Genomic DNA, 25,851 nt, shown 5'->3' with positions numbered 1-25,851 from the left:
GGCAGCACCGTACCGGAAAGGTCAGGTGTTGCACTCAGTTTTTGCGGCCGCCAAGCTTGAAAGCACTGTCAGATACCTAGGAATAGAGGTAGATGACGCCTTGGAAATGGCAGAACAAACGGAAATCTGACTATCTATAGTGACGGTCGATGCTTGACCGTCGCTATCCGACTCACATCGGATCTTTTTCGCAGATCACAAAATGGTCAAAGGTCTTTCGCGAAGTATTTACTCCGGAGTCATGAGAACTGCGAGCGTCATATTGATGAACTCTTCGTTCCTACCAATAGCCGCTAGAGCACCCCGGACGTTATCGGCAACATCGCCCGATCCACGCTGCTCAACCCAAAGGGTCAGCTCCATAATTGCGGCCTCAAGGGCAAGCTGGTTTTGGTTCATCTTATAAAGCAGACTAGGGAGTAAATCTGAGTTGGACATCGCGAATCCTCCTTGGAAAACAATAGAGTAGATCTTTTATGCCAAGGTGTTATTCGCGTTCGAGCTGCCGAGCGTCTGTAGTGACGGCTTCAATTATTGTGACCAGCTCCTCCAACAGTTCTGCATAGTGATGCCTGAGGTAGGCGGCAATGGCCTCATTACGAAGAAGCCGCATGAGATACCCTTTCGCCACGACCAAGACCAGCATCGTTTCACCCAGGGTATCCTCGACCTGCTTGTAGTCATGCTGCAAGTTCTCCATCTCCCGCTCCATTCGAGCGATGTCCATTGCACTGGCCTCACTTGTTGATCTTTTCTTTTGTTCGACCAGCATCTCAGGCCGAGAGGCGGCTAACACCATTCGTGCATAATTTCGGGTAAAGCAATTTGCCGAAATCATCATTTCAACGGTTTCAATCTGCCGGATAGGTTTCATCTGCCGCAGGGTACGGAAGACATCTTGGGAGACCATGCGAACCTTGAGCATTTCCGCCACCTCAGGCGCTATACCTCTCAGCAGCGTCTCCCGCTCATGAACGCGATCCACATTGATGCCGAGCACTGTGGCAATACGCGATGCCTCAATGCCTTTCTTCAAGGCGGTGATTATCATTTTATGTTCTTGTATCGGGGTGAGTCGGTTGATCTGCCGGTTGTAGGTAAAGCCCTCATCGTCGGTAGATATCAGACATAGCGCTTCAACCGCACCCAATGCTTTTAGCGCTTCCAGACGAAGATGCCCGTCCAAAAGCATGAACGAGGATACCCCGCCAGCAATGATCGGCTTGGGGTGAACCACCAATGGCTCAACGACGCCCAGCTCCTTAATCGAACACAAAATGCTGGCGTATTTTTTACTCCCGCACATTAGGTGCTCAACCCGGCGCGAGGGAAGGATCCGCTCGATGGGTATGGCAATCACACGTTGCTCGAATGCCTGTTTGACCTCGGTCATCATCACTTCTCCCCAAAAATCCGATCAGCCAATGGTTTGGGCATGTCCGGAATTTCTTCACTACGAAGCAACGTGCTGAGGTATTCATCTGCCAACAGTTTGCGCATGGTCGTGACGATGATCAGCAGGCGTTGCTCATTGATGTCCGACTTTTTGATCATCACTTTCTGACGTCGAACTTCTTTCTGATATGCATGAAGAAGCTTCTGCGGGGTTGTCTTCTCGGGACGGGCGGGTAATTGCCCATAGCGCTTACCGAACGTTTTTCGCTTATCAATCAGGCGCCGAACTTTCATCAGTTGCTCGCCTTTGAGGAGACCACTTTCGTAAGCATCAATCATGGCTTGCTGGACGTCACTGTCTTTGGAGCGAGCGATTTCGATGGCCAGTTTTATCGATAACCAACCTTTTTCAACCGCAGCGATGAGGCGCTCTTCTCCGTGGTGCAGCAGTACCAAAATGCCTTTTATGTAGCCGGGATCCAGACAGGTTTTGCTGGCGATCTGCTGACAGCTGTAACCGCGTTCTGAGAGGATTTGGATGGCAGTCAATAGCTCTCTGTTGGAATGCTTTCGTCGCGCCAGGTTTTCCACCAAGCCAATCAGGTATCGATCCGCCTCGCTGGCACTGACCACCAAGCAGGGGATCTTTTTCTCGCCGAGTGCCTGATAGGCCTCGAATCGACCTTGGCCACATACGATTTCATAAGCTTCAGTTCCGCTGGTAGCCGGGGCGACCGTTATTGGACGCTTGAGCCCTAATGCCGAAATGTTTTCGACCAGCCTGGCGAAGACCTGCCGGTTACGCGCCCGAGGATTGAGTACTCGGATATCTTCCAATGGAATGAGTCGAACCATGGACTCTTCCGCAACGTGCATCCAGGTTCTGTGAGGGTTTTGAATGATCGTCATGCCACCCTCCGATAATCAGCACGGCGCGACAGTTCCGACAGGATATCCAAGGAGTCGAAGCGATAAATCTCGAATCGGGCCTGATTGCTTTCAGCGAGGCGCAGTTGAGGCGTATCCATATCGATGGTGGGCAGGATGTAGTAGTCCTGTGCGGTCTCCTCAAGCTCTTTCATTCGCACTGCGACGGTGATATCAGGATTCAAGCCTAGGTCAAACCGAATGTTCCAGCACTTGTAGCCGGCCATAGAGACTTGGCACCGAGACAGTACCAGTGAAATGGACAGTTCCTGATTCACCAACATGAGATCAGTGCGCGGATCGACCCACACCTGACCGCCAACCTCGGCGATTTTCCTCGTCGTTTGCTGAAGGAGTATGGGGTGCATCTGGCGAAGCCGTTTATTGGCCTCTATGTACTGGTAGTCACGAGCAGGGGTGTATCCGATCAGTGAATAACAGCGGAGTAAGCTTCCAAAGCGATGATGATAGGCGCTGCTCGAGGGACATCCTTCTGCCTCATCAATAACCAGCCCCGAGAGATAGCCACGGCGTTCGTAGATCACCTTCAAGACCTGGAGCATCTCGTCATCCGGCATACGGTAAGAACGCGTTTGGATGATCGATTGGGCAGCTTGAAACAGGATCATGCTGACGACAGGGCGGAACGCTCCATCTGCTCGTATCCACTGTTCAGGTGGGTTGTGTGTTCGCGTCTGTTTCAGCTTGAACGACTTGTGATTCCAGACGTTGTTACCCACGTATTTTTCGTTGATCAGCACTTGGTGGACGGTGCCACGAGACCACTGTCCAGCACGATCTGTAAGCACACCCCGAGCATTCAACCAATCGGCTATTTCCCGCTCGCTTCTGCCATCCTCCACGAACAATCGGTAGATGTGCTGCACCATTTCGATTTCGCTAGGCGGTCCTGGCACCAAGATTACACGGTCGGTCTGTATGCTTTTATGTTCACCGATGCTTAGTTCGTTTTTTGGTGCGCCGTTACTGTCGAGCAACTGCCGCCTAAGCCCGAACCCAGCTGGACCACCCTGGCGAAACCCGAGCTCAATAAGCCGAGATTGTCCTGCAAAAACTTTCACCGAAAGTTCCCGGCTGTATTCCCCCGCCATCATCCGTTTCACGCTTTTGACGATGTTGGAGACGGGAGATCCGTCGTTGGTGAATTGCTCCGCACAGTATTGAACGGAGACGCCAACTTGGCGGCAGCGCACTTCGTAACTGGCGCTGACGTCGGGATCCTGGAAGCGGCCCCAACGGCTGACGTCATAGACAAGAACGGTCGAGTATTCAGCCCGACCACTCTCCACATCGAAAAACAATTGTTTCAGTGCATCACGGCCTTCAAGTCGTAGGCCGCTTTTGCCTAAGTCTGTGTAGACCTTGACGATCTCGAGTGCGTGTGTGGCGGCATATATGCGGATCACATCGAGCTGATTTTCGGTCGAATACTGCTGATGCTCAGTGGACATGCGGACATACGCGGCTGCCAAGGTCGTGCTTGATACATGGTGAGCCTCACCCGCACCAGAGAGCGTATGCATCGACTACATCCTCAACCTGACCCACGGCGGTTAGGGCGATACCCAAGCCGTGATCAGTCGCTGCGATTTTTCGGATTAGCTCTAAAAAAGGTAGAAGATCGGGGAGAGAAAAATGTTCACGAAAAGGGGTAATTCTTTTCTGGCCCAAAAGGAGTATGCAGCTGGCATAGCCAGGGCGCTTCACATGGAACTGGGGGAAACGCACCAGGCCACAAAAACACTGATGCGCTGGACGAACGCCAATGAGCGGACAGTCAAAAATTGGATGGCCGGGAGTAATGGCCCGCGAGGGGAGCATTTAGTAGCACTGATCAAGCACTCCGATCTTGCTCTGGCGGCGTTTCTTGGCATGGCGGGGAGGCCGCTGGCGTTAACGTCTTCAGAGCTTCCGCTGCTCAGGCAGAAGCTTCAAATGACAATCGAGGTGATCGATTTGTGTCTAACCAACAGCTAGCGGGCAATATATAGCCGCATTTGGTAAAGCACCCACTTACAATGCCCAAGATTGACCACACAGCCTATGAACAGGCACGCAGCGTACGATTTTGGCCGTTTTTTGCCTTTCGTGACAGGCAGAAATCGGCCAGAAGCGGACGTTCGAGCCATCGCCACTTTTGATTCATTGCGAACATTCAAGGCATGAACACCAGCGCCGAATAGCACCATTGAGTGCGCGCTGCTCAACATTGACCAATCGCGCAACGAGTCAGCCATTTTTGAACGAGTTTCGATCGCCCGCAGATTCGCCTGGAGCTTGCGCGTCGCTGAGTTAGTCGACGAAGTGGGTTACATGGCGATGGGCACGCAAATTACTTTTGCCTAGCAAGCGGCCTTACATCGCGTGAGTGAAGGGCAATAGATACTAATCGCCCCATGATCACTGACCATCTACATGCTGTAGGGACTCTGACTGGTCAATTGCTTCTCGTTACGCTGATCCAGACACAACCAACTGGCAGCACCGGTACACCGGCTTGGGTCTACGGAGCCGATGTCACGCCAGCACCTTCACCTCCTCCGAATTCAGGGTCTCGCGAAGTATCAGAAGATATCTCATCTGCGTCGTTGATCTTGAATTCAAACTGTTTGAAGCACCGTTTTTTCTCGACCCCTTGCAGATGATTGCATTGAAAACCACCAACATTTGAAAGAATTCTTATTAGTTGGATTTCATTCACGACTAATACTACTAGAGCGATAAGAACGATCACCACTAGGCCTACCACAACGAACTTATACTTCAAAATCCGAACCCCATCGGCAAATTTAACTTAACCATAGAGCAATCGCTAATAGCCGGCAAACTTCCAGCATCGCAGTGCCCTATCGAGTTCGTAGCGAATCATTACCCTACAATCAATTAACAACAACCATTCTCTAAGCGGGTAAGTCTGTGCGCATCACCAAGGCAGGATACATAAAGCCCATCCAAGCAGCCCTCAAACCAAATATTTACAGATAGTTTAAACCGTAAATTGAGCCACCACCTTGCTCAATCCAATGGCCAATCCAGACAATTCATTACTGGCAACAGAGGTTTGATCAGCTGCCGACGTACTTTGAATGGACAGATCCCTAATACTCATCAAGTTCTGATCCACGGATCGGGCGACTTGAGCCTGTTGCTCGGAGGCCGTCGCAATCAGCAGGTTTCGTTCGTTGATATCTGTCACCGCCTTGGATATTTCCCGAATCGCTTCCCCTGCTTCACGTGCAATTTCAAGTGTTTTGATAGCTTCAGTAGTGCTTTGCTGCATAGAAAAAACGGACTTATCCGATCCCGACATGATACCGCTCATCATTTGTTCGATTTCCTGGGTCGACTCCTGGGTCCGGTGAGCCAAGGCCCGGACTTCGTCAGCCACCACGGCAAAGCCACGCCCTTGTTCGCCCGCACGGGCGGCCTCAATGGCGGCGTTCAAGGCAAGCAGGTTGGTTTGCTCGGCAATCGCCCGAATGACGTCTAGGACCTTTCTGATGCCTTGGGTCTGCTGCGCCAACAGCTCAAGGTCGTTGCTCGTCTGTCCAACAGAGTCCGCCAGGTTTTCAATCGAGGAAATGGTCCGATTAACCCGATCCAGTCCGGTTTGGGCGGCCGTGCTGGACTGCGTAGTGGACTTGGACGCCGAGACCGCATTCCGGGCGACATCTTCAACCGCCGCCGTCATCTCGTTGACGGCCGTCGCAGCCTGCTCGGTTTCGAGATTCTGGCGCTGTACACCCGCTTTCGACTCATGGGTGATGGCACTCATTTCCTCCGCCGCCGATGCCAACAATGAAGAAGACTCGGCAATGTGATTGATAGTACCCTTGAGTTTCTTCAACATCGCCGCGGCTGACTTTTGTAGGTCAGTCAGCTCATCGGCGCCTGACACCTCGACGCTGCTCCTCAAATCTCCCTCGGCAATCTTCTGGTTGATTTGCAGTAATGATTGCATTGGCAATACGATGCTTCGCGTGAAGATAATGGCGATGGACATTGTGAGTACGAAGCCTACAACAATGATCGCGATCACCCATTCAAGTCCGCTATCAAACGCTTCACGTGCGCCCACTCCCGACTTTGCGGCACCATTCGTATTAACGGCGGCTAACTGATCAATACTGATCATCAGTTCTTCAGCCGCGGGCGTCGTCACCGTCCGGACATAGGAAAAGGATTCGGTCTGGGATAATTTGTCAGCCGAGACCAACAGAACTTGCACTTTATCGTGGTAATTTTTTACCATTTCCAGAACCTTCTCATATTTGACCCGTTCAGCCTGAGAAGAAACGTTGGGCTCATAACCTTGAGAGACCTCGTCGAGTTTTTTGTCCAAGTCGGCTACTTTGGATTGTGACGTTTCCTTGTCCGTCGCCCCTTGCATTACATAATAAAGTAGAGCGAGACGCAGATTATAGGCAGTCGATTTTATTGCGGCAGAACCCTGTATGCTTGGTAACCAATCGACTTCCAGCCTTTTCGCCTCAGCGCCGATTTGTGACATTTTCCATACAGACAACCCTCCCATACACATCAATAAAAGGCTAATGATGCCAAAGCAAAGTGTCGCACGTGCGCTTAGCCTGATGTGCCTTATCATAATATTTATAGCCTCACTTTAATTCGTTAGTTTTTCTACTTCTGGAGCCAGCGATCAAGCTGGGCGAAGTTATCAACGCATACACCTTAATCAGTCGGGCTAGAGACGGACATCAGTCAAACCCTAAAAAGCATGAACCGACCACCAGTGCTCGCCGCCCACAGACTTAAAAAATCTCGGAGCGCATGGCTTTTGGAGGAAATGAAAATAGACGCAGATCTTTGATCTATGGCTGTTTTTGATATAGATCGAAATCGGAATCCAACGGGCTAGGCAGATCTGCAATTCACAAACAAATTTACCAATTTCACCGTTGAGAAATTGGCAGCCATTTCAAAAGCGTAACCGAGACGGCTGCTCAAAATTCGGGGATGGGAAGGCCGCTATGGGTCGATTGCAGCCCTCACCATAAGCGCAAATCGGCCATTAGCGGACATGCCTCGAGAACTCTTACCCTCAGACACAATTTTTTTCGTCCAGAGGAATCGCCGTCCCCCAGGGTTCCCCCCCAAATATGGGGTGCAATACCCCGCTTCGTACTTAGCGTTTTCAATCAACCTGGTGCGAGGTGCATCGCCCCAAGCGCGTCGGCACTCACGTAATGAGCATGGCGCCCAGAAATGCGACTGAGGCGCATCGTTGGCACAAAGAATGCTCTTTGTGCGTCTACGACTCATTTGCATAGTTGAAGCTGCTACAACTAAATCAGCAGCAAACCTGGGGAAAATCCTTATGCATGCGCCTGCTGTGTTGTTTAGACGCTTGCGCCGAAGAGCCGCAGATTCAATTGCACCGACCAAGCAATTCAATCTCCTGCGGTGGTTTTCGGTAGTCAGCTTCCTGCTGATAGGTGCGATTGCTTTTGGGCTAGGCTCTGTGTCAACGCGATTTCTGGTCAAAGAAAGTCTCGAACGCGATGCCCTGATGACCGCGCAGGTGGTTCAGACCATCGCCAGAAGTGAGATACGTCATCACGGGCTGAGTGGAATGCAGATCAGTGACGTTCTGCAGCGCGCACAACGTGACACGCCGTCCGAAGACCTGTCGCAGAACAGACCGCAAATAACTTCCGGGTTTCTGGATTATCTCTCGCGCATCCCCGACTCGCTCTTGATCAATATCTTCTCCCCTTTTCGGACAGTGGCCTGGTCGACCAACCCCCTGTTAGTCGGAAAGCACATTTCAAATGACGAGCTGGAAGAGGCCTTCAGCGCTAAAGATCGGGTTTCCACTAAATACAACAAGGTGGATAAAGACCGGAACGAGCAGAAATTTTTACGCGCCCCCAACATGTTCTTCGTCGAGAGCTACATCCCTATTGCGGACGATCAGGGGAATATCCTCGCGGTGGTTGAAATTTACCGGGAGCCACTCGACCTGCTTGAAAGCCTCAATCGTGGGCACTGGATCATCTGGCTGTCTACCATGGGCGGGTTGCTCGCCTATTTCGGGATTTATTGGGTAGCGCGACGCGCCTCGATCACCTTGGCCTCTCAAGAGGACCAGGTCGTGGCCAACAAGACTTATGGGGGCTTGATCGAAATGTCCACGGCCGTCGCCCATAGCCTTCGCAACCCCCTGGCCTGCATCCGCTCAAGCGCCGAATTGGCAAGAGAGATGCAAAGCCAACCCGCCAAAAAGAACCTCGACGATATCGTGCATCAGGTCGATCGAATGTCGCTGTGGGTACATGAACTACTACTGTGGTTGAGTCCGATCCGGGGCGAGGTCGAGCTGGTGGAGCCAATGACGGTCATGCAGAGCACACTCAACAGCTTTAGCCTGCAGCTGACTCAATCAAAAATCCAAGTGCAGTTTAACAATGCCCCCCTGCCCAGGATCATCAGTAACCCGCTGTTGCTTTCCCAGATATTCAACAGTGTCATTGCCAACGCCATAGAGGCGATGCCGGCAGGCGGTCAACTCAGTGTTCAAGCCAACCTGGACCAAGCCCATCACTGGCTGCATCTGAGCATTGTTGACACCGGCGACGGAACCTCCCGACAGCAAGAAATGCTGGCCTTCAAATCCTTCTACACCACCCGCCAGGGCAGGCTCGGCATAGGGTTGACCATGGTGAAGCAGATCATGCAAAGCTTTGGCGGCGAAGCGAGTCTGTCCCATCATGAACGCGGAACGTCAGTACACCTCACCTTCAGAGTGATGGATAGAAGAGCCAGTACAGCGCACTAACCCTTTCCGGCGAGGCACTTTCATGCGCAGTGAGCCGTTCATCCTGACCTTAGTCCTGTTCCTCTGCCTTGTTGACACCAAGGAATTCTTGACCCTTATCCGCTTGTTTGGCAGTTAGCGGCACCTCGTGTCCGCTACCGGGCAGTCGAACGGTGCGGATCCAGCGCCGCCAACGCGCGAGGCGCTTTGACCGCCCTTGATCGTCACGAGGCGTTCGTCAAGATGCCCCTGGCGCTGCTGATGACGCCTGAGTGAGCCACTGCCGTGTTGTCACTGACGCTGCGCCGAAAAACTTACCCCTAACCGGAATAACTTTTCCCCACCAACCGACTCATCTGTAAACAATTCGATCTGTCCATGATCTGCGGCTGGCGCGGGCAAAGCCTACAATGAGATGTCTCCCCCTCAGGAGCCCTGTCATCATGACCGAACCAAGTAACCTGTATGCCCATTGGCCCGCGCATCACCTGATGTTTGTCGCCCTGCGTGACGGCGGCAATGCTCCGGAACAGCTGGCCCCGGCGGTCGCCGCCTTTCATGGCATCAGCGTCGACGAATTAAAGGCGCAATGCCGGCGCACCGGGGAAGAGTGGATCGCCCGCGACGGCGGCCTGGGCGAGATCAATCAGCGCGTGTACGCCTGGGCGAAAAGCTAAGCTCGGCGCTACGAATAACGCCGTTTATGTGAAAGAGGCCCCCACACCTTGACCCGGTGTGGGGGCCTTTTTGATCGGCCACGGTAGCCAGTCATACCTTCACTGGCTTACCAAAACCCACGTCACTGATTAGGGGTCACGCGACAGGCAGCTACCGGCCAAAAGCGGCCGATTGGGGAGCAGCTATACTCCGGTTGCAGCACGCCATCCGCTTACCCCTGAGCCCAATGCTTTTCTTTTTTTAATTGGTTAGAAGCGTCAGGCACCTGCTACGGGGATTTAAAGGGGCCTGATCACAGTTGCATGCCTTTCAGCGGTCGTTCTTCGAACAGGACTCACTTCGAATATCCGACTCGGCCAGTCGAAGCTGGTTATGAAAACCGAGAATAAGCAAGGAGCATGTTATGGCTATCACCCTCATTTTGGGTTGCGATCAAGATGACTTCAACGCACGGCATGGTGGCTCCTGCGAGGGCATTTCCTTTTATTTCTGCATGCGCGCGCTCGACCTGGGTTCGGTACCAGGACTTGCCGACCTGTTGCAACAGCGGAATATCGGTCGGAAGGTTGAGCGAATCATGGCTCTGCAGGACCAGATCTGTGATGGCCTCAGAAATTCCGGCACCTATGAAACCGGCATTGACGGCAAGCCGATCAGCGACCCCAGGGGTGGCAACCTTCCCGGTATTCGCAACCAGGGCAAGGCCATCCAGGAGTTTCATAACCTGTACTCACAGGAGGCACAGACCCTGGGTTGCAAGTCGATTGGAACCTTGTCTTCCTTCTTCGAGGGAGGCTTCGTCCAGTTGCTGACGCACACCATCGAGCTGTTGGTTCGCAGCAGGCGTAGCGCGGCCCTGATCGCCATGCAAAGCGCTACGCCCCACTCTGTGGCGCTTGCCTATGACGGTAGCGATCTCTATTTCTTCGATCCCAATTCTGGCGTTCACACATTGACGAACCTCGTCTCGGCAGCTACGGAACTGGAGAGCCACCTGACGACCCGCTATGCAGTCCCCTCCTGCGTTCACGCCAACATGTTCAAGTTGAACCACTGAACAGGTCATGCGCATGTCCTGCTGTCGACGAACTTCCGAGTGAAAGGTTGGGGACAGTTCCATTTAATGGGCAAACTGGCCGCTCCTGGCCGTTAACAGCATCTCGCGAGAGGCAGCTTCGGGTCGTTTTCAGCCGGTCACCACAGGCAGGAAACGGCTATAAGCAGCCATTTTTATGAGGTACTAGGTGTCATGTCGAATTCAGGTGCGACATAATGCTATTGAACTTACATATCATACTCTCTACGACAATAAACAAAGCCATCCAAAGGATCAAGTTCGCTTATAGGATCAAATGCATATTCGCACTCAAGTTCGATACGAGAGATTTTATCCAATCCGATTTGCGCTGATATGTTTGTCGCTACGACCTCCATACTTCCACTATCAAACTCGATCGGCTCTCTATCCATATAATAACGAATGACTAAAATATTCTTTTCTGAAAGCGATATTGCAACGCCCCTGATGGATGGATAAATCTCTCCTAGCAATGCTCGCCAAACACATAAAACAAGCCATTCAGGATTTGCAGTCATTTCCCTCCTCCTACAGTCGCGGGATTGGTTGGATCAATATACGTGCCCGATTTGCCCGAGCTAATAGCGCCGAATTACATAAACAGACCCTACGCAACAACTTCGGCACGACGATCAACGTGCCTTAGATTGTGGTTGTAAAGCAACAGAAGGAGGTTGAGCGCTGGCCATCGGGTGAACCCTTTCCTATACGTGATAAAGGACATTATCACCTATAGGCAAGGATAGCGGTGGCTGTCTGGGTTACATGTAGCCACCGTCCGCTTTGGGTCGTTTTCTGACTCTCACGAACGGCAGGGAACGGCCAAAACTGGACATTAAAAAAGTCGTGGTCGGTGATACCAACCATCCCCGTCTCAAGCTCGTGACAGTGCCAGAAGGCGCTTGGCCTTTTTCTGAACCCTTACCCCAGAAGACTGCCCCTCCATCAGTGGCCGGCGCAAATTCAAAAGAAAATCCACGTCAGCCCAGTGGCGCTATCGAGCCTATTCGCTAAAAATTCTGGTAACCCGTTTACGGAAACTGCGAATGACAACGCTTGGGACTGATTGCAAGCAGCCAATAGCGTCCAGGCTGGAATGAACGGCCGCCGCCAAGGGTGTGAAGCTGACTGCAAAATAGCTCGCCTCTTGATCCGAAGTTCCCGAAGGTGGCTGCTATCATTTTGATACTTGAAAGCCCACTCCATGGATGCAGATCGATGAAGCTGAAGCGAGAAGCCCGGACACTCAAAAATAAGGCCATCGCCTCCCTTCGCCGGGGCCTGGAGGTGTTCAATGGACACGACGATCTGGGACGAACGGAGTCTGTACTGCTTCACTTGCAACACAGCAGTGAGATGCTCACCAAAGCATTGCTAGTGCAAAAGGCAAAGCAGGTCTTCGATAAAGAACGAGGAATCGCGATAGGCCTTGATAAGGCTCTGAATGTAGCCACGTCCAATGGCTATATGACTGGAGCGCAGGCAGGTGCTATCCGGGCGATGGATACCATGCGAGATGCTGCACAGCATTGGATGATCGTGGTTCCGGAGGATGCCTTGTTTGTCTCCGCCCGCGCCCTACTCACCACGCTGGATGAAGTTTTAGTCGAGCACTTCGCCGACACTCTGGCGAACAACCTCCCGCTTCGTGTGCTACCACTATCCACCACGGCCCTACCCAGTTTCGATGTTCTGGTAGATCGCGAGTTTCGGCACATTGCGGAGTTATTGGCGCCGAACAAACGAGCAAGGGACGAAGCTCGCGGTCGTATTCGTACGCTATTGGCGATGGAAGCTCATGTCAGTGAGACCGTGAAAGTGTCAGAGCGCGACATTGACCGTATTGAGAAGGCGATCAAGGACGGTACTCAGGTAGATCAGGTTTTCCCCAGGTTGATCGCTCTGGCTAGCAATGTCACCGGCGAAGGCCCAACACTTCGGGTTCACTTCTCCAAAAGGGATGGAGCGCCGGTTCGGTATGTTTCAGGTGATGATCCGGAAGCAGCTGGTGCGATTCGGGAAGTCGACTTGCAGAAAAAATACCATCTCAGCCCTACCGCCCTCGCTGACAAGCTTGGTTTGAGCCTCAATAAATGCAAAGCCCTACGCGAGATGTTAGATATAGATAACGACCAAGCGAATATGATGACGTTCGAATTCGGGAGCCAAAAGCACCCTCGGTTCTCCGACAATGCGTTACGCATTTTGCACGAAAACAATCAGCCGGAAATTGTAGAGGCGGCCTGGCAAGGCCGCGCTAAACGTAAACGGTGATGCATGGTCATGGGCCGCACCGGGACACCACCATGATCCCTTGACTAGTGGCGGTCAGCTTCCCGGCAGTTGAATCCGGATCTGCGCTTCACGGCCGAAGACCTTCGCTCCGGCGTAGCGCTGAAAGGAGGGAGTCAGCGGATCACTCACTGTCCGTCAGCGGCCTGCATCGGAACGGCTTTGCCTTTACGGGGCTTGCGCTTGGCCGTTGGAGCCTCGCGCACCTGTTTCAATTGCTCCTCCAGCGTATCGGCGCGGGCGTGCTGCGCTGCGGCACGTTGCTGGGATTGACTGAGCTCGGCTTGAACCGACTCCAGGCGTCGCTGCAATTGCTCGACCTGCCGCCCCGCTTCCTTGAATTGGCCCGTCACGGCTTTGCCCTCCTCCCGCGCCCGGTCAACCTCGCGATGTGCACGATCTTCCACGCCACGTACATAATTCTCCTGCGCCACGCGCTCCTGCTCGCCCCTGCGCCGGGTCTCCTGCAGGTCCTGCTGTAACGCTTGATTGTGCTGCTGAGTTTCAAGGCGCTCCAGCAGCAAACCTTCTCGCTGCTGCTGCAAGTCTTCAACCTGCGTCTGGCGTTGAGCCAACAACAGCTCCAGGTCGATCAGGCGCAACTCGACCGCTTGGCGTGCGGCCACCGCCTCCGCCGCCTGTTGACGAAACCGTGCCGCGTCCTGGCGCGCTTGCTCTTCAACCGCCGCCGCCCGTTCGCGCTCTGACGCCAGCACCTGTCGCTGCTCGATCAGCGCCCGCTCGGCGACGCCCTGGGCTGAATGAATGGCCTGTTGCCACACCGCGACAAAGGCCTGCGCCACTTCCGCCGGCAACCCTGGCAGGCGGGATTCTGCGCGCAGGCGCCCGGCCAGTTGCTCCCACCACTGATCAAGTAAGTTGCCGACTCGTGCCGGGCTGCCACGCCCCAGCTCCAGGCGCACGCGCTCCACCGTCGGCCGTTCGCCGCGCGCCAGCACCGCATCCGCGGCGGCAAACACCTCGTTTTCCGGCACCCCTACCGCCATGACCCACCTCCGGCTATATTAGGTCTGATAAATTAAGTTTATCCGATCTAACTACATTAGGACTGTACGGTGGACGTATCAAATAATACGAATCAACCGATTTCAGCGACGGAACCCCGTCTTGACCCCACAGAAATCGCCAGCAGCACGCAGGCCGCCGCCGCGGCGTTCATCGCCGCTGGCACGGCCGCCAACACCGTGCGCAGCTACCGCAGTGCCTTGACGTATTGGGACGCTTGGCTAAAGCTGCGTTACGAACGGGCGCTGGGCGACGGTGCCCTCCCCGTGCCGGTCGTCGTGCAATTCATTGTCGACCACCTGGCCCGCCCCGCGCCCAACGGCAGCTGGCACCACTTGCTACCGATCAACATAGACGAGGCGTTGTGCAAGGCTCGGGTCAAAGGCAAGCCGGGGCCGCTGGCCTTCAACACGGTCAGCCATCGTCTGGCCGTCCTGGCCAAATGGCACAAGCTCCAGCATTGGGACAACCCCTGCGCCACCTCCACGGTCGCCACCTTGCTCCGAGAAGCCGGCAAGGCCCAGGCTCGCCAGGGTGTCAGCGTGCGCAAGAAAACGGCGATCACCCGCGAGCCCCTGCAGGCGATGCTCGCCACCTGCACCGATGGCCTGCGCGGTGTACGCGACAAGGCCTTGCTGCTGCTGGCGTGGAGCGGCGGTGGTCGGCGGCGCTCGGAAGTGGTGGCGTTAAGCATAGAAGACCTGCGCCGACTGGACGAGGACACCTGGCTGTATGCCCTGGGGGCCACCAAGACCGAGACCAGCGGCGAGGCCCGCGAAAAGCCGCTGCGCGGCGCCGCGGCGCGGGCCCTCGACGCCTGGCTCACGGCCGCGCCCTGCTCCAGCGGACCCATCTTCCGGCGGTTGCGCAAGTATGACCAGGTGACAGAGACCGCCCTCTCAGGCGATGCAGTGGCGCGGATGATCAAGCGTCGGGCAGCACTGGCCGGCTTGACCGGCGATTGGGCGGCGCACAGTTTGCGATCCGGCTTTGTCACCGAAGCGGGACGCCAGGGCGTGCCCCTGGGCGAAGTCATGGCCATGACCGAACACCGCAGCGTCGGTACCGTCATGGGCTATTTTCAAGCCGGCGCCCTGCTGTCCAGTCGGGCCACCCGCCTGTTGGAGGATGAAGACACTGATCCGCCCGTCGAGCGTGGGTAGTCGGCGATGGCGGATGAAATTTGCTGCAGAGGCGGCAGCGGGTTTGATCAGCGCCTTCACCGTCAGCCAAGCGCGAGCCATCGGCCGGTCGCCCTGCGCCTCAGCACAAAGAGTTGTGCCCGCCTCTCAAACAAGCTCAGCGTGCCCCGCGAACCCGTGAGCCGCGCGACCACCACAGCGCTGAAAAAGCCGCGGGCGGGCGTCAACCCAGTAACCTCTGCCTCATCTCCAAAAACAGCGGCATAAACTCAAAACACAATTCATCGACCGTGTGTGAGTAGGCCCTTATCTGCTGCCGAAGCTCGTCGAGTAAATGCTGGTCAACCAGCAACTGCCCGATACACCGATCGCGTTCGGTTTTACTCAATCCGATACCCGGCCCTGCAAACTCTGCGTTTAACAGGCGACGTAGCTCAGCAAAGCGCGGCTCAAACGTGCGCTGCGCCGCTTCCAACAATGGCATGAAGTCCCGCCACAGGTTAGCGCCGTCGCCCTCTGGCGAAGATGCGGCGATTGCCGAAGGCTCGGCTACGGATAAAGGCCGACTGGAGAGTTCGCGGTACGCCGCGTTTAACTCCAGCGCATGCACGTGATCACGCCGGCGGTGGTGCGCCTCGACGGCCTGAGCAAACACCAGTTGCCGCTGCGCTCGGTCCAGACTCTTCTGCGCATCACGCACCGCGCGTTTCGCCTCCTTGGCGGTTTCGCGTGACTGTCGAAGTCGCTCGCGCAGCTGCTCCTGGCTTCTCAGTGCGCGTTGGCGTTGAGCGGCCAACGCCTGTCGCTCTTTCGTCAGCAGGTGCTCAAGCGCCTGGCGCTGCTTGGCAAAGGCCTTCTCCATCAGACGGCGCTCTTCGACCCACGCCTCTCGCTCGCGCGCGCGAGCCCGTTCCGCGTCCTGGCGCCCGAGCGCCGTCGCCTGCTCCCACAGCATGCCCAAGGCCTGAGCCAGCGTGGCGGGAAACGTGTCCTGCCGCAATCGTGTCAGCAGTTGCGACCACCATTGATCCAGCAGCGCGCCGATCCGTTGCGGGTTTCCGCGCCCCAAATGCGCGCGCACGCGCGCCGGGGTGGCACTCTGGCCGCTGGCCAGAATCGCGTCGGCAGCAGCAAAGATTTCTTCATCGCTCAAATCAACCGTCATGTCGGCTCCTTTGCGGCATGTCGCTCAAGGCCCGGCTATGACCCAGGCGTAAGGGGTGGTGTTGCCTCGCGAGGGATCGCACCAGCGCCAGGTCCCCGGTGGCGCCTCGGCAAAGCTGACACGATCACGTTGGGCTTGGCGAAACCAGTGCCGCGATTGGGCGAGGAGATCACGTCTCGCCAACTCGACCGAGGGGAAACTGCTGAGCAACTGCAACAAGGTGGCTCGGTTCCACAGCAAATGCCAAAACAGCAGGCGCTCCTTAAGCCCCCATCCAACAATCCAGCCTCTGGCTTGCAGGCGTTGGCGGATGCGCTGCAGACGCTCCAACTGATGTTGGAAGTCTGCGGCAGAATTTGGCCAGGCGCTGAGTCGACCGAACTTGCCCAGACGGTTCGCCTGCTCCAGGACCCCGAAAAGGTCTCGCGGATCAGTCCGTGCCGGCAGATCCAGGCAGGCACATAGCACGTACAGCGTGAATACCTGACGCAGCCACGCCTGCGAGCGGGTATCACACCGGCGCTCACTGCCCAGCAGTGCCAACAGACCTGCCAGGCTTCGCCAATCCGGCACACCGCACAACCGTACCAGGCGCGCCGCGGAGTAGTAGCGAAACGCACGTCCATTCAGGCGTAATTGCCCCGCCCAGCAACCGGTGTCCTCCAGCGGATGCACCAGGCGCTGCAGCAGCGGCCAAAGCGGATCGTCCAACACCGTGTGCAACATCGGGAAATCCGCCAGCAACGCAGCCAACACCGGGTTGCGCGGCGATCGGCCGGTGAGGAAGTCAGGCCATTTGTGATTGAACGTCTCCGGTATCGGCCGCCCCGTACGCCTTGCCCACCAGGTGTCGCCGCCACGCGAAATGCCCGGCCCCGTGGCTTCCCATCCCGCCAACTCGGTCAGCGTTTGACCAAAGAAAATTGCCCGAAGCTGACTCACCGACTTGTTGTCCGACATCAGATGAATGCCTTCTTAGCGTGCCATCACCGCCCCGCGAGTATTAAGCATGGATCCTCCTGACACATTTTGCCAAAAGATGGCCAATTGCCACCTTTGGTCAATGCGGAAACTTTTAGCCCCCTTGAAACAGCCGATTTAGAGCGATTGTTGTCACTTTCTGCATGGATGAAGTCGGTTAGATTTTTGGAAACAACCGTTAAATAATATGGACACCGCAGGACCCAGGCTTTTCGATCGCTCAGGAGGTTGGAAATGTTGGCCAGTATCAACAGCATGCCGTGTGATCCGGTACCCGCCTTCCCTTGGCCGCACGCGGGACATCGCAACTTTTCCACGACCTTTCCATCGCGCAAAAATCGCCGCTCGCTGCGCTGTGGGACCCGCCTGCAGGCCGATTACTGTGTCCACCTGGAGCATGACGCGGACGTCGAGCAGTACTGGGCACTGCCTCATGCCTTCACCTGGACGACCGCCTCGGACAAGCACCGCTACACCCCGCACTTTTTGATCGCCAACAGGGATGGCGGCGGTTGTTATTGCGAAGTACAAACGAGCTTCGCCCAGCTGCCCGCGCAGCGCATGGAGACCCGGCTCGCCTTCGCCACCTTGTGCCGAGAACAGGGCTGGCGGTTTCATTGCGTCACTGACCCCGATGTCCACGGTCCGACGTTTGCCACCCTACAGAAGTTGTACCTGCGCAGTTTGGCGACCAGCGCTGACGAGCTCGCGGCTTGCCTGCAGCGCTTGCCCGAGTTGTGTTGGCCGGCGACCTTCCGGGAAGTGTTAAACAGCCATCCGGCGCCACCGTCCCTCGCGGCCCTGTGCAGCTGCCTGTTCCTAGGCCACCTGCAGGCCGATCTGAGCCAGGCGCTGGATCTGAACCTCATGATACGAGGCCCAACCCGGGAGTCTGAAGGTGGCTAAGGAGGTCGCGATCCCGCGCCTCGGCGCGCAATACTTGATCGATGGCACCGTCCATGAAGTGATTCAACTCACCGACGAAGTGGTTACCCTGTCCACCGTCACGCACCTGCGACCCCGCTACATCACCGTTGACTCGTTCATGAGCGACCTCAAACGGCGCAACATCACCCTGTTCGCCGATAAGCCAGGACACGGCTCCAATGCCCTGTACTTTCTGCACCCCGAGGATCCCAAGGTCATCGAGGCGAAACGCAAAAAACACTACATCGTCACGGCGTTAAAAGAACAGGGTAACTGCCTGCCCGAACAGGGCACCAAGGCCATCATCCAGCGGATCGCCCTGGAGACCGACGATCCCCACCCGCCCGGCTACTCGACGTTGTGCCGCTGGATCCAGCGTTTTCGGGCGAACAACAACGACGAATTCTCCCTGTACAAATTGCGGAGCCCTCTGCCCCGCGGGCGCAAGCTGTCGACGGAGGTAAAGATCCAACTCGACGCGTTGATTGATGAGTACTACCTAAAGCTCGACGAGCGCATCACCGTCCACCGTATCTATGAGTATCTCGACGGTTGGGTAAAAGATGAAAACCAAAAACGGGCGGGAGGCTGGGAACCGATGCTCTGCAGTCCCTGCCGCTCCACCGTGGTCCGTGCGATCGCCAAAATCAGCGGATATGCCACGGATCGTGCACATCTCGGCGCTGCCGCTGCCAACAAGCTGCATGAATTTCACGGCAAGCAGGAGCGGCCGGCTGCGCCGCTGGAGCTGTGCGAAATCGACTCTTATCCTTGCGACATCATGCTTGTCGAGATCCTCGAAAACCATAAGCACCGTGTATTAGGCAAGCTCGCCAGCCTCACCGCCATGATGGAACTGAACTCGGAAATGGTCATCGGCTGGGATTTGTCACTGACGAACCCCTGCGCCGAGAAAACGCTGAGAGCGCTGCGCATGGCAGTGGTGGCCGTCCCGGGAGAGGAGTACCGGCGCGGGATCCCGGAGGGTCTGTTCAGTGATGGTGGTAGCGAAAACGCCAACAGCGTGGTGGCCACCGTGCTTGATCGCTTAGGGATTAAGTGGACGTTGCCACCGCCGAAGAGCCCCAACACCCGTCCACGCATCGAGCGTTTATTCAAAACCTTCGCGTCCTGGCTGCATGAGCAGCACGGCACCACTTTCTCGAATCCCGAGGCGTGCGGTGATTATGATCCGGCGCGCCACGCCTGTTACACCATCGAGAACCTGGTGAGTTATTTTCGCGAGTGGCTGGAGGACGTCTACCACGAGAAAAAACATTCTACGTTGCACATGCCGCCCCGAGTGGCGTGGGAACGTGGGATGCATCACCAACTGCCCCCCAGGAAAGTCTCTCCTGTAGCGTTCAATTCATTGATCCGCGGCATTGAATACTCCGCCCTCAGTGGTAACCGTGCCGAGTTCCTCTGTCTGTCTTGGACGGGCCCCAATCTCGGCAGGATCAAGGCCAAGCTGCGCAAGGGCGAAAAGGCGATCTGCTACTACGATCCGACCGACCTGGGTATGATCTGGGTCGCAGCCCCCACCGACAAGGACGACCGGGTGCCTGCCTGGGGGACCGCCAAACACTACCAGCCAGGCCTGACCCTGACGGAGCATTATCAGGTGAAGGCGCAGATAGCGGCTGACGGCAAACAATTCGATGACTGCGAACCGCACCTCGTTTTGTGGCGTTTGCGCCAACGCATGCAGGAAGATCGCGAAAAATTCATGGCGCGTAATTCGAAGCCGGTGCGTGCCCAGAAGGCGGCCCCCAGCCAGCCGCCACCAATCGTTCAGCCTCTCGACATCGAAAAGCCGTGGGATGAGGTAGATTCAGAACCTTGGCGGGTAGACTGATCATGTCCCCCAGTAGCGAACGGCAAGAGCGCGTGCTTGAAGCACTTTCACAGTGTGTGGTGTGGCACCCCGGCTTCGTCCGGGCTCACCAAATGGCACATAAAAGCATAAACACCAGCAGGGACCGGCGGGCTGCTACTTCGATGATGCTACTCGGCAAAACAGGGGTGGGCAAATCAACGCTGTGCAAGCGGATTGCACGCGAAGTCGGTCTTGTAGAAACAGAGCAGGATACTGAATGCAGCCTGACCCTGATCAAGCCCTGTCTGCTCGTCGACGTACCGCCCGAAGCCACCATCAAATCTCTAGCGGTAAAGTTCCTGGGACACCTGGGCCTCAAGGACAGTGAACGCCTCGAGCACTTCAGCAATGCAACATTGACCCGATTGATCATCGAGCGCTTGCTCGTTATGCAGACCCAACTGATTATCCTGGACGAATTTCACCGTATCCTCGATCAGGGCCAGACACCGACCAAAAAAAAAGTATGCCGTTGGGTCAACGAACTGCTCATCGAGACCAACATACCGATTATGTTGGTTGGGTTGCCAAGAATTAAAAAGCTGATCGAGACTATCGAAGAACTCGATGACCGCTACCCTTATTGCGCTACTTTGAGATATTTCGACTTCACCGATCGCGCCGCCACTGCCCAATTTCATAAAATGATTGAGGCGATTGAGCACAAGGTCATCGAGCCGGCCGGCTTCACTGAGCGGATTGTTTTGACCCACGAAACTATATTCAAGGCCATTTGCTTAGTCACCAGCGGTAATCTACGCAACCTGAACACCCTCTTGAATGACAGCCTGACTCCCGCCCTGTCTCGGGAGGGCAATACATTTACCCTTGAAGACCTCGCCTGCGCCGCAGACTTCCACAAATTTTGCCCCCCACAGAATCCCTTCCGTCTTTCTGTTACAGAATTGAATGCAGCGTGGAGGAAGCAGTATGAAGGAACTCTGTTACCTACCCAAGCCAGCTGAGTTCGAGAGCCCTAAGAGCTTATTGATGCGTATGGCTCATTACAACGGCTTCGGCACGATAAGTAATATGTGTATGTACTTCGCCTGCCAACCGCATCGCTGGACCGACTTGCTGGGGCAAAAATCCTTACTGCTCGACATCGTGGATCAGCAAGCGCCATTAATCGCTGCCGAGTTGCGAAGCGTTTTTTACTCGGTACTGTCGCACCCGCTTACCTTTAAAGCGGACAATGTATATCTGCCTCGTGGCTGTTGTGCAAACCGCTTGTCCTACTGCCCAGAATGTATTGACGCTGCGCACTCGCCCATTTTCCACGATTTACCTGACTTGAAAATTTGCCTGCTGCATGGCTTGGAACTGATCACCGAATGCCCCAAATGCCATGCTCAAGAACGCTGGCACAACGCCCTATTATTCAAGTGCCGGTGCGGCTTTTTACGGAATGCGGCTCGCCGAGTCGTCGGTGACTTCATGCCGGCGGTGGCCGATCCGTTTCAGTCGCATTGTGTTGTTGAAGAAATTTCTATGAAGTACAACACCTCGAAATTGTGTGCCACGCTCTGGGAGGCACGCCGGAAGGCTGATACTCCCAGATGCTGCAATGCGCCCTTACGCGTCATCGAACATATTGAGATGACCGTTGCTTCACAGTTGGCGCGTTACCCTGGATTCATCAGACCATTACACATGGCCCCGTGGATTAACGGCGGCTCTGCAGCGGTCGCTTGGCTTGCCAATCGTGCACTCCACCGGCTTTACACCGACAAACAGTCGTGCCCAGGGAATGACTGTTGCCGACTGGCGACAATTGACCGTCGAAATATGCAACGCGCGGTGTTTGGCGATGAGCGCGTGGATGTTGAAACGATGTTGGACTTCAGCCTTGATCAGTGGGTCGAACAGCCATCCCCGCACCATTACACTGTCCTGCCACGCTGTCAGATCATCCGCCAAGCTAATGCCGCTTATTGCCCGGCCTACGCCCCTCCTGCAGAAAATCTGGCTGGACTCACAAAGGATGAGATAACCACACTGCTAAAGTGCTCACTATCCACAGTTGAAAGACTGCAAAGCCAAGGATGGTTTATAAAGCGTGTAGCAACGGCACCTTTTCGATCGTTCCTCCCGGATGTTATCGAGCAAACCGCACCTAAGGAGTTCGCTCAACAATACATTCTACTGGATGAACTTCGCGCTCAATTTGGCTTGCCTACCTATCTGTGCGACCACTTGATGAGAGCGGCCGGATTAAAATCAATAAATCCGTTTTTTGAACCGAAAATTTATCACCGCGCCACAGTCCTCGTGATGCTGAGCCATCTTCAAAGCCATCATTTGTTCCCTAAAACTGAAACCCGAAAATCGACTGAGGCAATGGCGTCTACTGCACTTAGGGATATTCAATATATACTTTCATTGACTGCTGCACTTCGAAAGCATCCGCCAGCATACACGTCATACCAGGCGCAGAACTACATTTACCCAATTACAGACTCATCAGATATCGACAGTGATGCCTTAGACCCACATTTTTTCGACGTCAACGAAGTTTTCAATATTTTGGGAATGCCTCTTTGTGACGGGCTCGCGGCATTGGGCGAGGTCGGAATGGATCTCCAAAAGCTGCCTCGCGCTAATTCAAATTACAGCTTAATCGACATTGAAGTCATTCGAGACATCATTGGGATTAGCCTCAGAATCTCAGATGCAGCAAAAATGTAACATTGGCGTTTTCCAATGCAACTGTTTGTCCAGCTCAGTCATCATTTTAGCAATCGCTTCTATTGATCATATACAGATAAATACCACTATTGAAGCACAATGATATTTTTTCACTGCGATGATTGAATCGTGATAGCTTCATGGATGAAGACACATTTATTTTAATCAAATTTTCTTAGTTGTTTCCATACCGATAGATGAATTGCGCCCACGCTCTCCGGCGCAACAGCGCACTGCTGGCAACGAAGTTCGAAAGTCGCAGCGATTGCAATCACGACGGCGCTCATATGGGTCATTCTCGACTCTGACGACACCCATGAGCTAATTCTCAAATCTAATGTACTGAGCCTCTCAATTCTAATGAGCCTCCTCGCTCGCAGCTACCGATCCTTCGTTGTGGCACTCTCATTTCTGATGAATACCTAGGCGAGGGGATTTATCCCCGTTGGGCTGCGAAGCAGCCCCAGCATTTCATTGGTAAACCGCATTTGCAGGTTTACGACTGCTTCGCAGCCGAGCGGGGATAAATCCCCTCGCCACAAAGGCTCGCTCCCACAGGGGATTGCATTTCAAATCGGTGACATTCCCGCCACCGGTCATTCCGTCCAGCAGCGCTACAGGCCTGACGTATGTTTGGCATATGATGCCGGGCCTTCGCCCTCCCTCGTTCCGGCCAGGAGCACTGATGCAGCTCAAACACAAAATCGTCGCGCTCGGGATTCTGCCGCTGGTACTGGCCATTGCCGTCATCTGCGCGCTGGTGATTTCCCTGAACCGGCAACTGGGCGATCAACAGGCGCAGTTGATCGAAGACAGTATTCTGGCGAGCAAGCGCGCAGAGCTGAAAAACTACGTAGAGATGGCGCAAAGCCTGATCGAACCGCTGTACGACGACGGCCACGGTGACGCGCACGCCCAGCAAAAAGTGCTGGAGGAACTGCGCAAGCTCAGCTTCGGCATCAACGGTTATTTCTTTGTCTACGACCACGAAGGCCGCAGCCTGATGCACGCGCGGCAGTCGGACCTGGTGGGCAAGTACCTGTGGGACATGAAAGACCCCCACGGCCTGCCGGTGATCCAGGCGCTGCTCAAAAGCGCGCAATCGGGCGAAGGCTTTCAGCGCTACGCCTGGAACAAACCCTCCTCCGGCCAGGTGACCGACAAGCTCGCCTACGTGGTGATGCTCGATCGCTGGGGCTGGATGATCGGCACCGGCATTTACCTTGAGGACGTCGAACGCGCCACCCAGCAGGCCCGTGCCGAAGTGGCCATGGGCATCCGCAAGACCATGATGGCGATTGCCGTGGTCGCCCTCGTCGCGGTGCTGTTTGTCTTCGCCACCGGCATGACCTTGAACGTCAGCGAGCATCGTCTGGCGGACAAAAAATTGCAGCGCCTGACCCAGCGCATCGTCAGTTTGCAGGAGGAAGAACGGTCACGGGTTTCCCGTGAGTTGCATGACGGGATCAGCCAGGTGCTGGTGTCGATCAAGTTTCAGTTCGAGCTTGCCAGCCACGTGCTCGAGAACGGCCAGGACAAGGGCCTGGGTATTTTGCGGGATGCGACTGAACGCCTGGGGGACGCGATCGGCGAGGTACGCAGCCTGTCCCACGACCTGCGCTCATCCCTGCTCGATACCCTCGGCCTGCAAGCGGCCATCGGCCAACTGGCCGCGGAATTCGAACAACGCAGCGGGCTCACGGTGACGTACGACGACAATGAATTCGACTGCCACCTGGTCGATGGCGCGGCGGTTTCGCTGTTCCGCATCGTTCAGGAAGGCCTGACCAATATCGAGAGACATGCCCACGCCAAGAACGTCTCCATCACCCTGCGCGGCTATGAAGACAACGTGCGCCTGACGGTGGTCGATGACGGCGTCGGTTTCAATGTCGCCCAGGTCGAACGTCGCCATGCGGGCATTGGCCTGCGTAATATTCGCGAACGTGTCGAACATTTTGGCGGCCGGTTCGATTTGATATCGATGCCAGGACGCAGTGAGCTGGACGTTCTGCTGCCGATAAAATTGCCCGGCGAAAAACGCTGACGCCGTCCAAAACAACAAGAGTGAATGCCTGCCATGAATCTGCCCTCCCCGATCCGCGTTGCGTTGGTCGACGATCACTCCCTGGTCCGTGACGGAATCAAGGCCCTGCTGGCCGTCATGGCGCCCCTGGAAGTGGTGGGCGAAGCCGAAAACGGCGTCGATGCGATCGAGATGGTCGGGCGCTGCCAGCCGGACCTGCTGCTGGTCGACATCAGCCTGCGGGACATGAACGGCCTGGAGCTGACTCGCGTGCTGCGCAGCCAGTACCCGTCACTCAAGGTGTTGGTGCTGAGCATGTACGATAACTACGAGTACGTGAGTGAATCGGTGCGCTCCGGTGCCAGCGGCTATGTGCTGAAGAATGCCCCGTCACGGGAACTCATTGCGGCCATCGAAGCCATTACCAGCGGCGGCACCTTCTACAGCGCCGAAATCGCCCAACGGCTGATTGCCGATAAAAGCTCCGACAACGAGCTGACGCCTCGCGAAAGCCAGGTGCTGTACAAAATGGCCCAGGGCTTGAACAACAAGGAAATGGCCCGGGAACTGGACATCAGTGTGCGCACGGTGGAAACCCATCGCCTGAGCATCCGGCGCAAGCTCAACATCGACAAGCCGGCGGCCCTGGTCAAGTACGCCATCGATCACGGGATCATTTCCCGCTAGCGCATTGAATCCTGTGGGAGCGAGCCTGCTCGCGAAGGTGGTTTATCGATCAACATTGCTTGTGGCAGGCAGATCGCTTTCGCGAGCAGGCTCGCTCCCACAGGGGTCTCCAGTCGACACAACCAACCATTGACTGCGTCAATAGTCACCATTAACTCAAT

General features: G+C 55.4%; 21 protein-coding genes. 12 read left to right on the top strand and 9 right to left on the bottom strand.

All coding sequences use genetic code 11. The annotated features are described in order from the left end of the window. Positions 1-228: 228 nt before the first annotated feature. The 4 genes from HNQ83_RS28645 to HNQ83_RS28630 are packed head-to-tail and all read right to left on the bottom strand — an operon-like array spanning position 229 to position 3,866. Positions 229-438 (bottom strand): hypothetical protein, encoded by a 210-nt coding sequence (locus HNQ83_RS28645; RefSeq protein WP_175392210.1) that lies wholly within the window; start codon positions 436-438, stop codon positions 229-231. A 49-nt stretch (positions 439-487) separates the two neighbouring features. Then, complete coding sequence (locus HNQ83_RS28640; RefSeq protein ID WP_175392211.1) at positions 488-1,393, bottom strand: plasmid partitioning protein RepB C-terminal domain-containing protein; 906 nt, start codon at positions 1,391-1,393, stop codon at positions 488-490. 2 nt (positions 1,394-1,395) lie between these two features. After that, positions 1,396-2,304 (bottom strand): ParB/RepB/Spo0J family partition protein, encoded by a 909-nt coding sequence (locus HNQ83_RS28635; protein ID WP_175392209.1) that lies wholly within the window; start codon positions 2,302-2,304, stop codon positions 1,396-1,398. Beyond that, the gene (locus HNQ83_RS28630; RefSeq protein WP_175392208.1) at positions 2,301-3,866 is read right to left on the bottom strand and encodes a recombinase family protein; all 1,566 of its coding nucleotides are present in this window, start codon (positions 3,864-3,866) and stop codon (positions 2,301-2,303) included. The genes HNQ83_RS28635 and HNQ83_RS28630 overlap by 4 nt, the downstream gene beginning before the upstream one ends. 184 nt (positions 3,867-4,050) lie before the next feature. Here HNQ83_RS28630 and HNQ83_RS28625 point away from each other — a divergent pair, with 184 nt between their 5' ends. Beyond that, positions 4,051-4,320 (top strand): hypothetical protein, encoded by a 270-nt coding sequence (locus HNQ83_RS28625; RefSeq protein ID WP_256669303.1) that lies wholly within the window; start codon positions 4,051-4,053, stop codon positions 4,318-4,320. A 1,009-nt stretch (positions 4,321-5,329) separates the two neighbouring features. On the opposite strand, the gene HNQ83_RS28620 is transcribed toward HNQ83_RS28625, so the two are convergent. Continuing rightward, positions 5,330-6,949, bottom strand: a complete 1,620-nt coding sequence (locus HNQ83_RS28620) for a methyl-accepting chemotaxis protein (RefSeq protein ID WP_175392206.1) — start codon at positions 6,947-6,949, stop codon at positions 5,330-5,332. Positions 6,950-7,681: 732 nt separating this feature from the next. Here HNQ83_RS28620 and HNQ83_RS28615 point away from each other — a divergent pair. From HNQ83_RS28615 to HNQ83_RS28605, 3 genes are all read left to right on the top strand, one after another. Next, positions 7,682-9,142 (top strand): HAMP domain-containing sensor histidine kinase, encoded by a 1,461-nt coding sequence (locus HNQ83_RS28615; RefSeq protein WP_175392205.1) that lies wholly within the window; start codon positions 7,682-7,684, stop codon positions 9,140-9,142. 422 nt (positions 9,143-9,564) lie between these two features. After that, positions 9,565-9,798, top strand: a complete 234-nt coding sequence (locus HNQ83_RS28610) for a hypothetical protein (protein ID WP_175392204.1) — start codon at positions 9,565-9,567, stop codon at positions 9,796-9,798. 404 nt (positions 9,799-10,202) lie between these two features. Further along, positions 10,203-10,856, top strand: a complete 654-nt coding sequence (locus tag HNQ83_RS28605) for a hypothetical protein (protein WP_175392203.1) — start codon at positions 10,203-10,205, stop codon at positions 10,854-10,856. A 227-nt stretch (positions 10,857-11,083) separates the two neighbouring features. Here HNQ83_RS28605 and HNQ83_RS28600 read toward each other — a convergent pair whose 3' ends face one another. Beyond that, positions 11,084-11,395 (bottom strand): colicin, encoded by a 312-nt coding sequence (locus HNQ83_RS28600; RefSeq protein WP_175392202.1) that lies wholly within the window; start codon positions 11,393-11,395, stop codon positions 11,084-11,086. Positions 11,396-12,095: 700 nt separating this feature from the next. On the opposite strand from HNQ83_RS28600, the gene HNQ83_RS28595 reads away from it, so the two are divergent. Next, the gene (locus HNQ83_RS28595; protein ID WP_175392201.1) at positions 12,096-13,151 is read left to right on the top strand and encodes a hypothetical protein; all 1,056 of its coding nucleotides are present in this window, start codon (positions 12,096-12,098) and stop codon (positions 13,149-13,151) included. A gap of 146 nt (positions 13,152-13,297) precedes the next feature. On the opposite strand, the gene HNQ83_RS28590 is transcribed toward HNQ83_RS28595, so the two are convergent. After that, the gene (locus tag HNQ83_RS28590; protein WP_175392200.1) at positions 13,298-14,176 is read right to left on the bottom strand and encodes a DNA-binding protein; all 879 of its coding nucleotides are present in this window, start codon (positions 14,174-14,176) and stop codon (positions 13,298-13,300) included. A gap of 69 nt (positions 14,177-14,245) precedes the next feature. On the opposite strand from HNQ83_RS28590, the gene HNQ83_RS28585 reads away from it, so the two are divergent. Beyond that, on the top strand, positions 14,246-15,358 hold the full coding sequence (locus HNQ83_RS28585) for a tyrosine-type recombinase/integrase (protein WP_175392199.1): 1,113 nt from the start codon (positions 14,246-14,248) through the stop codon (positions 15,356-15,358). Between the two features lie 202 nt (positions 15,359-15,560). On the opposite strand, the gene HNQ83_RS28580 is transcribed toward HNQ83_RS28585, so the two are convergent. Together HNQ83_RS28580 and HNQ83_RS28575 are read right to left on the bottom strand one after the other, a co-directional pair. Beyond that, positions 15,561-16,502 carry a DNA-binding protein gene (locus tag HNQ83_RS28580; protein ID WP_175392198.1) on the bottom strand — a complete coding sequence of 314 codons (942 nt, stop codon included), beginning with the start codon at positions 16,500-16,502 and terminating at the stop codon, positions 15,561-15,563. 24 nt (positions 16,503-16,526) lie between these two features. Then, positions 16,527-17,462: a hypothetical protein gene (locus tag HNQ83_RS28575; protein ID WP_175392197.1), complete on the bottom strand. Its 936-nt coding sequence runs from the start codon at positions 17,460-17,462 to the stop codon at positions 16,527-16,529. Between the two features lie 255 nt (positions 17,463-17,717). On the opposite strand from HNQ83_RS28575, the gene HNQ83_RS28570 reads away from it, so the two are divergent. From HNQ83_RS28570 to HNQ83_RS28545, 6 genes are all read left to right on the top strand, one after another. After that, complete coding sequence (locus HNQ83_RS28570; protein ID WP_175392196.1) at positions 17,718-18,389, top strand: hypothetical protein; 672 nt, start codon at positions 17,718-17,720, stop codon at positions 18,387-18,389. After that, positions 18,382-20,268 carry a DDE-type integrase/transposase/recombinase gene (locus tag HNQ83_RS28565; RefSeq protein ID WP_175392195.1) on the top strand — a complete coding sequence of 629 codons (1,887 nt, stop codon included), beginning with the start codon at positions 18,382-18,384 and terminating at the stop codon, positions 20,266-20,268. The genes HNQ83_RS28570 and HNQ83_RS28565 overlap by 8 nt, the downstream gene beginning before the upstream one ends. A gap of 2 nt (positions 20,269-20,270) precedes the next feature. Beyond that, positions 20,271-21,254, top strand: a complete 984-nt coding sequence (locus tag HNQ83_RS28560) for a TniB family NTP-binding protein (protein ID WP_175392194.1) — start codon at positions 20,271-20,273, stop codon at positions 21,252-21,254. Then, positions 21,220-22,977, top strand: coding sequence for a TniQ family protein (locus tag HNQ83_RS28555; protein ID WP_175392193.1), 1,758 nt, complete (start codon positions 21,220-21,222; stop codon positions 22,975-22,977). The genes HNQ83_RS28560 and HNQ83_RS28555 overlap by 35 nt, the downstream gene beginning before the upstream one ends. Before the next feature lie 685 nt (positions 22,978-23,662). Next, on the top strand, positions 23,663-25,024 hold the full coding sequence (locus HNQ83_RS28550) for a cache domain-containing protein (protein ID WP_175392192.1): 1,362 nt from the start codon (positions 23,663-23,665) through the stop codon (positions 25,022-25,024). A gap of 33 nt (positions 25,025-25,057) precedes the next feature. Continuing rightward, positions 25,058-25,690 (top strand): response regulator transcription factor, encoded by a 633-nt coding sequence (locus HNQ83_RS28545; protein ID WP_175392191.1) that lies wholly within the window; start codon positions 25,058-25,060, stop codon positions 25,688-25,690. Positions 25,691-25,851: the final 161 nt, after the last annotated feature.

The sequence above is a fragment of the Pseudomonas sp. C2B4 genome, from assembly GCF_013359695.1.
In the GTDB taxonomy this organism is placed as follows: domain Bacteria; phylum Pseudomonadota; class Gammaproteobacteria; order Pseudomonadales; family Pseudomonadaceae; genus Aquipseudomonas.
The sequence above is the reverse complement of the archived record's forward strand: the minus strand, read 5'-3'. Positions and strand labels throughout refer to the sequence as shown.